Source organism: Streptomyces spongiae (assembly GCF_009377185.1).
GTDB classification, from domain to species: domain Bacteria; phylum Actinomycetota; class Actinomycetes; order Streptomycetales; family Streptomycetaceae; genus Streptomyces; species Streptomyces spongiae.
In genome coordinates this window covers 1-6,887 of record NZ_VJZC01000537.1, presented here as the reverse complement: position 1 = coordinate 6,887, position 6,887 = coordinate 1, and the positions used below count along the sequence as shown (strand labels likewise).

Here is a 6,887-nt window from a genome sequence, read left to right as displayed (position 1 = left end):
GGTGCCCACCCCACTCCCCGGCGGGGACGGGCCGCCACCGGAGACCCAAAGGGCGGCGCATGTCCCGATGACCCCCGCCCCCGCGTCCTTCCCGGTTCCCCCCGGCGCGGGGGCGGGTCCACCACTCACCCGGAGCTCTACCGCTGAACGCACACCCGCCGCTCCGCGGCGCAGTCCTGCCCATCTATCGAGGGGAAGACGCGGTGACCACCTATCCCGTATCGCCGAACACCGTGCTCGCCAACGCGCTCACGCACGCTGAGGACTTGCTCAGGCCGCGCATTGTCGATGCGTCTCCGACGCGGATCGTGTTCGTGGTGGGAACGCAGATCAACGGAGCCCCGCACATCGGGACGTCTCTGGTTCAGTCGCTCACGTTCGCCACTGCGGCCCGTATCCGGGAGAGGTTCGGCGTACCGGTCGAAGTCCAGTTCAGCGCCCTCGACAACGCCCCGTACGCCATCGTCACCGACAACGAGACCGGTCACCGCTACCAGCGGTCCTACGCGCACGCCCTGGGCGCGGCCGACATCGTGGAACAGGTCGACAGGCTGTACCGGCCGCTGTTCAGTTCCCTGTCCGAGCGCCTGCACGTGTCGTACTCCGTCGAGACCTACAGCCAGCAGCAGGCTGGCGAGCACTTCCGCCGTGCCTGGCTGCGGGTGCTGCCTCGCATGGACGCCGCCCGCTGGTACCTGTCTCCGTCCTCCGGCGTTCCTCACATCCGTGTCCCTTGCCCACGGCCTGGCTGCGGGTGGGCCGAGAAGTACGCCGAGCGAACCCGTGTCCGTGGCGACGGGTTCGAGCGGGCAACCATCTCGGCCGTGTGCCTGCACCATGGCGCCTACGAGATCGTCATCGAGCCGACGAACGGCGACTACCTGGACCTGGCCACGCTGTACAGGAACCTGGTCAAGGAGCTGGCCATCACGGGATCGGTCGGCACGCTGCACGTCATGGTCAAAGGCGGAGACTGGATGCCTGGCTGCCTCCTCGTCGACGGCGCCCTACAGGCCGTCGGCCTCACCCGTGGACAGCTGCCCGCCCGGCTGTTCTGCCCCCAGGTGGTCACGGATACGGGCGCGAAGCTGTCCAAGTCCCTCATCCGGGAGGGCCGAGCGTCCCTGCCCGATGGGGCAGCGCCGTGGATGCTCGACACCCGAGAATGGCCGGGGTCGTTGACTGAGTACGTCGATCGCCTACTTGCCCTGACCGAGGTGTTACTCGCCGACCCTCGCCACTTCTTCCGCTCGTACTCGGCTGGCGAACTCGGTCGGCTGATGACCACCGCAACACCAGCACCTAGGAGCGTTCCCGCCCCATGACGGAAACCGCCGCTGCTCGCGTCCGCGAGCTGAACCTTTACCGTCGGTACTTCGATCTCGTCGCCGCTGGCCGCAAGACGATCGAGGTTCGGGTGAAGTACCCCCACCTCGAAGACCTCGCTGCCGGAGACGTGATCCGCTTCCGCATCAAAGGCACGGACGAGACATGCGACGTCCGGGTGAAGCGGGTGGCCGAGTACGCGACGTTCGAGGAACTGCTCGACGGTGAGGGCCCGGCGAACGTCAACCCTGCATCGGGCCGTGAGCAGCAGCTCGCCAACATCCGAGAGATCTACTCCGCAGAGAAGGAAGCCCTCGGCGCACTCGCCATCGAAATCGAGCTGCTGCCCCAGTAAGCCAGCCGTGCAAGCTCCCCGCCCCTAGAGACAGCACGGCTTCCCCGGCGCCCGTCACACGAGCGACGGGCGCCAACAACGGGAGACCGGACCGCCCCTCAGCCTGGACAGCAATCCGGGGTGGTCCGGTCAAGGAATCCCTGATCAGGACCCCGGTGCCGATGGTACCGGGGCGGTCGGCGTGCCCGAACGTGGGTGCGGCTGCAATCCCCGCTCTGTGATGTCGAGTTGGAGAGGACCATTCTTGCGGTTCGGCCGATGGAAGCCCAGTTCTGACCTAAGCCACCGAAAGTCAGCCACGGCGGCGAGTACGCCGACTGAGCACCCGTCACGTGTGCTTCCAGCAACCCCGCGCCGGCCTCAGCCACGCTTCTTCCATGCGTCGCGGACCGCATCCCGATCCGACCTGGGCGTTGCCGACGCGGCCTGTCCACTGGGTTCGGGCTGCGGTTGTCTGGGCCATGTCGCCCCGAGCGGTGGGCGGTTGGGTGGCCTGGTTGCGCTTGGTGGGTGTCGGCCTGGTCCTGGTCCTCGGACTGGTCGGGTTGCTTCCTGGTCTGGCTGTTCGCCATGGCGGTGCTGCGCGCTGAGCGGGTGGGGGCCGCCGGAGCGGTGGCGAAGACATGGAGCGGCGGCGGCCCATGGCCGCCAGCGCGCGCGGCCCGCCGTAGGCGGGCCGCCTTGATCCAGTAAAGAAACTCTGCACAGCTCCGGGGCCCTGGGCCTGTGGCCGGTCGCAGAGCATGCGCTGACCCTGACTTCCCGCCCGCTCGCCGGTTCCTGCGCCGCTTTAGACCCAATAGATCCGCATTCCTGACTGTTTGATCTGGCGGTCGCCGGAATTTATCCACAGGCGGGGGATTGCAGGATGCCATTGCGCGGCTGGTCGGGGCTCACCGGGCCACTCCGTGACCTTTTCGTGACCTTGGTCGGGTGCTGGTGGTCGGCTTCATGGTCGGTGGTGAGTGGTGCGCTGATTTTTGCCCGGCGACTGTCACACCGACTGGCTCTCCGGCACCTGTAGCAAGCGAGTAAGGGCGGCCGACTGGAGATGGAGAAGTGGCGTGGAGCATAGGAATGGGGGTCACACCGATGCGGATTTCGTCAGCCCTATAGGCGATCCCCGATGGATCAAGCGGCGCAACATAGCACCGAAGTGCCGGTTACCCAAACCGGCGATTCTCCGGACTATTGATGCTCCTGGCCGACGACCGGAAGGACGAGTGACGTGCACGCACGGAGTGGCGAATTCCCGCCCAGCAGGACGCAGGGGAGTCCGAGGGACGGGTTTTTGCCCGCCCTGCGGGAGTGCAGCGCCGCGCGCCTCGTACGTGTCCGGTCGAACAGGTAGACCTAGCTCAACAGCCGCGATGACGGCTTGCCGAGCGCTACGGGCTGGCCCTGATCCGGGGGTGGATGACTGCTGGGGAAGCCCTCGGCGGTTGGCTGAACGCAACAACGGCAAAGCAGCGAACGGGGAGACATGACCGGGCAGATGCGCGACTCAGAAAGGGAGTTGATCACCATTCACAGCCGGGAGGCGGCAGAGGTGGCCGCACTGGTCTGCGAAATGAGGGCCATGGTGGCAAGGCTCGGCCGTGAAGCGATGGAAATTCGAGAGGAGATCGTTCGGCTTAAGACGGCGGCGACTGCTGGGCCTTCTTCAGCGCCTCGACTTCCCGACGCAATTCCTGGTGATCCGCGCTGAGCGCTCGGATCTCGTCGCGCAGGGCGGCGAGTAGTTCGACGAGGGAGGACCCGGCGGATTCGTTGTCGGGCTTCCCCTCCTCGACTTCTTCGTCCGGCTCTTCGGTGCCTTTCTTGGCGAGGTACCAGGCAGGCGGGTTGTAGTCGATGGTGAACTCGCCCGTGCGGTCGGCGACGTCGGCGACGAAGCTGCCCCGGCCGTGGATGGTGTAGATCAGCCCTTCGTCCCGCAGCACGTTCAGGGCACTTCTTGCGGTCATGTTGGCGACGCCGAAGCGCTCTTGCAGCTCACGGACAGACGGCATCTGTTCGCCGGGCTTGAAGCGGCCTTGCTTGATGTCCCGCCGAAGCTCGTCGGCTGCATGCTGATACGGCGGCCGGCGGTCCTGCTTCTTCTCTGGCGGGGGAGTCATGTCCCAAGGGTAGCCACTCCTAGCTCCCCTAGCACACCCCACTGACATAGCTGAACTGCGCACCAGATACATAGCTCACCCTTGTGACTTGACAGTGCTAGGTGAGCGAGGTTCTATAGATCACGCTCCTCCACTCGGCGGAGCACCTATCGAAAGGACGTAACACCCATGGCACGTATCCGTGTTGGCCTGCTCCCCACCGCTTCGTTCATGGTCGGAACCCTGCCGGTGCCGAAATACGCGGACGCTGAGAAGACTCAGTTCGCGACCGACCGCGAGACCAACGCGAAGCTCTACACGATCACCCTCTTCTTCATGGAGGAGGACCGCGCCGAGGCACTGAAGATCACCGTTCCGGAGACCGGTCTCCCCAACGGACTTAAGCCGGGTCTGCCGGTGATGCCGGTGGAACTGTTCGCCACCCCGTGGGCCCGGATCTTCAACGGCCAGCTCTCGGACGGCATCGCCTACCGCGCCAGCCGCCTGGACCTGGTCGACGGTTCGGCCGCTGACGCCGCGTGAGCGACACCGTGTTCCGGTTCGGCGCTGAGCGCAGCTACCCGCTAGCTCACGCCGGGCCGGACCCCCGGTTCAGCGAGTCGCTCGTCAACTCGGTGACGGCCGTGCTCGTTGGCTACGGCTACCCCAGCCTGGCGGCTGTCGAGGGCAGGGCGGCTCTCGAATCGGCCCTCGTGGCCTCCCTCCACAACTCGCAGGAGAAAGACGCATGAAGGACTTCAACGATCCGACGGGTGGGGCCTTCGGCTATGGCCTCCTGGTAGTCGGTGTGGCGCTGACAGTGCTGGTGAGCTGGTCGGTCTGGTGGGTGGTCCGCTACGTGCGCGCCGATGTCATGACCCGCCAGTCCATCCGGCAGGCCGTGCGCGTGCGGCGGGGCTGGAAGCGGCTCGCACCGATGCTGAAACTGTCGGCCACAGACAAGACGCCGACCGCGATGGCCTCGCTGGCGAACACGGACGGCAAACCGATCAAGCCTCGCATCCTGGTCCCGGCCCTGAAGGTCACGCACGACGCCTACGGGGTGATCGCGCGGGCAAGCTGCCTGCCCGGCGTCGGTCTGGAACAGTTCCAGAAGGCGGCCCCTCACCTGGCCGACGCCTGGAAGTGCACGCGGGTCGCCGTCACCCAGGACAAGCCTGGACAGGTACTCATCCGTGGTGTGCGGCTCGATCCGCTGAAGTTCACCACCGAGCACCATCCCACGGGTGACGAGCCGGAGGAGATCGCCCGGTGGGACCTGGGCTTGGACGAATACGCACAACCGGTGTCCGTCGACCTCACGCAGGTGCCCGGCGTGACCGTGGCTGGCCTCCCCGGCTTCGGCAAGACCTCGCTCATCAACGGGCTGATCTGCGACTGGGCACCCTCGCCCGCGATTCAGTTCGTCTGCGCCGACGGCAAGGTGTCCACCGCCAGGGAGGGCGACTACGCCCACCTCGTGAAGCGGATGTTCGCCTTCGTCGGCGATGACCTCGAAGAGGCCAACGCTTTGTTCCGGAGCCTGGTGGAACTGCGCCGCGCCCGTGTCTCGGCGGCTGAACCCATCCTCGGGGTGCAGAGCATGTGGGAGGTCGGGCCGTCCGCAGTGTGGCCGCTCGTCGTCCTGATCATCGATGAGGCGCACACCTACTTCCGCGACCACAAGGGCAGTGACCCCAAGACGAAGAAGCTCGCCGCGCTCGCCGCCGAGAACGCCCGGCTGGTTGAGGACCTGGTGAAGAAGGGCCGCAGCATGGGCATCCTCGTCATCCTCGCCACCCAGAAGTCCACCGGTGACGCGATCCCCACGTTCATCCGCGACGTGTGCCCTATCGGACTGTCCTTCGCGCAGAAGACCGCCGAGGCTGCCGTTGCCGCCCTCGGTGAGGACATCCGGGAATGGCCCGACGCCAACCCGATCAACCTCCAGGACCGCGCCTACGTCGGCGTCGCCTCCATGAACCACCAGTCCCAGCCCGGCTTCACCCGCATACGCACGCCCTATGTGTCCGGCAGGGACTCCGCCTACATCGCCGCCCGTACCGCCCACCTCACCGCCGACCCGGCCGACCTGCTCACCGCCCAGCTCCCCGGCGTCGAGCTCGGTAAGTCCGACCCGGACGACACCACCCCGACCATGGCGGCCTGACCACCCGTCGGGCCTCCCCCTACGTGGCTTCACCCGGAAAGAAAGGAGGTGAACACCCATGACTGAGGACCGGATCACTCAGCGCACCGTCACAGCCGTGATGATCGTCATCGCCGCGCTGGCGTTCGTCTTCTCCTTCGGCAACGTCTGGGCCCTGGCCCTGCGCCTGGGCGTCCCCGCCCCGATCGCACCGCTCATCGCCCCGATGGTGGACCTGTCCGTGGTCGGCCTCCTGGTGGCCCTGCGCTTCCTCTCTCTGCGCGGCGTCCCGGCCGCGGAGATGAAGGCGGCCACCCGTCTCATGCACTTCTCCGGTTTGTTGACCCTGGCCCTCAACGTCGCCGAACCTGTCGTCGCCGGGCACTACGGCCGCGCTGCCGTCGACGCCGTCGCCCCGCTGCTGCTCCTCGGCTGGGGAGCGGTCGGGCCGCAACTCCTGCGCTCTTTCCACGCGGTCAACTCCGGCGCCACGGCCCCGGCCCTGGCTTCCGAGACAGGAGCGGTCCAAGAGTCCGCCCCGACCTCCGCCGAGTCGGAACCCGCTACGACGCCCGTACCCCCGGCCCTCGTTCCGGCGCCTGCTCCCTCGCAGCCCTGTCCGGCCGCACCCGCTGCGGCTCCCGCCCCGGCCGTGCCTGTGGCCAAGGTTCCTGAGCCGCTGCTGACCGAAGCGCGCTCGATCGCCGCATCGCACCATGCCGAGCACGGAGAAACGATTACTCCGGCTCAGCTCAAGATGCGGCTCGGTATCGGCCTGCCGATGGCCACCGCCCTCCACGCCGCCCTGTAGGGCCATACCCTCCGCCGGCCTTCCCGGCACCACCCGCCCTGCCCGCCCCTGGGCCCGATCCGTCATGCCTGCGGGCAGCAGCCCGAGCGCACTGAATCGCTGCTGCCCGCAGGTCCCACCCTCGCGCCCGAAGGGAGACCCCGCCAC

General features: G+C 67.3%; 7 protein-coding genes. 6 read left to right on the top strand and 1 reads right to left on the bottom strand.

All coding sequences use genetic code 11. The annotated features are described in order from the left end of the window. The first annotated feature begins 203 nt into the window (after window positions 1-203). Window positions 204-1,325 carry a hypothetical protein gene (locus tag FNH08_RS40740; protein WP_322726273.1) on the top strand — a complete coding sequence of 374 codons (1,122 nt, stop codon included), beginning with the start codon at window positions 204-206 and terminating at the stop codon, window positions 1,323-1,325. Then, complete coding sequence (locus tag FNH08_RS40735) at window positions 1,322-1,681, top strand: ASCH domain-containing protein (protein WP_152776556.1); 360 nt, start codon at window positions 1,322-1,324, stop codon at window positions 1,679-1,681. Before FNH08_RS40740 ends, FNH08_RS40735 begins: the two co-directional genes overlap by 4 nt. 1,634 nt (window positions 1,682-3,315) lie before the next feature. Here FNH08_RS40735 and FNH08_RS40730 read toward each other — a convergent pair. After that, window positions 3,316-3,801: an SCO5717 family growth-regulating ATPase gene (locus FNH08_RS40730; protein WP_152776555.1), complete on the bottom strand. Its 486-nt coding sequence runs from the start codon at window positions 3,799-3,801 to the stop codon at window positions 3,316-3,318. 168 nt (window positions 3,802-3,969) lie between these two features. Here FNH08_RS40730 and FNH08_RS40725 point away from each other — a divergent pair, with 168 nt between their 5' ends. The 4 genes from FNH08_RS40725 to FNH08_RS40710 are packed head-to-tail and all read left to right on the top strand — an operon-like array spanning window position 3,970 to window position 6,740. Beyond that, the gene (locus tag FNH08_RS40725; RefSeq protein WP_152776554.1) at window positions 3,970-4,323 is read left to right on the top strand and encodes an SCO3933 family regulatory protein; all 354 of its coding nucleotides are present in this window, start codon (window positions 3,970-3,972) and stop codon (window positions 4,321-4,323) included. Further along, window positions 4,320-4,532 (top strand): hypothetical protein, encoded by a 213-nt coding sequence (locus FNH08_RS40720; protein ID WP_152776553.1) that lies wholly within the window; start codon window positions 4,320-4,322, stop codon window positions 4,530-4,532. The genes FNH08_RS40725 and FNH08_RS40720 overlap by 4 nt, the downstream gene beginning before the upstream one ends. Continuing rightward, on the top strand, window positions 4,529-5,950 hold the full coding sequence (locus tag FNH08_RS40715) for an FtsK/SpoIIIE domain-containing protein (protein ID WP_152776552.1): 1,422 nt from the start codon (window positions 4,529-4,531) through the stop codon (window positions 5,948-5,950). The genes FNH08_RS40720 and FNH08_RS40715 overlap by 4 nt, the downstream gene beginning before the upstream one ends. A 58-nt stretch (window positions 5,951-6,008) precedes the next feature. After that, window positions 6,009-6,740, top strand: coding sequence for a DUF2637 domain-containing protein (locus FNH08_RS40710; protein WP_152776551.1), 732 nt, complete (start codon window positions 6,009-6,011; stop codon window positions 6,738-6,740). Window positions 6,741-6,887: the final 147 nt, after the last annotated feature.

Coding starts and splice junctions, on each gene's coding strand:
- FNH08_RS40735 (WP_152776556.1), top strand. CDS start 1,322: ATGACGGAAACCGCCGCTGCTCGCGTCCGCGAGCTGAACCTTTACCGT.
- FNH08_RS40730 (WP_152776555.1), bottom strand. CDS start 3,801: ATGACTCCCCCGCCAGAGAAGAAGCAGGACCGCCGGCCGCCGTATCAG.
- FNH08_RS40725 (WP_152776554.1), top strand. CDS start 3,970: ATGGCACGTATCCGTGTTGGCCTGCTCCCCACCGCTTCGTTCATGGTC.
- FNH08_RS40715 (WP_152776552.1), top strand. CDS start 4,529: ATGAAGGACTTCAACGATCCGACGGGTGGGGCCTTCGGCTATGGCCTC.
- FNH08_RS40710 (WP_152776551.1), top strand. CDS start 6,009: ATGACTGAGGACCGGATCACTCAGCGCACCGTCACAGCCGTGATGATC.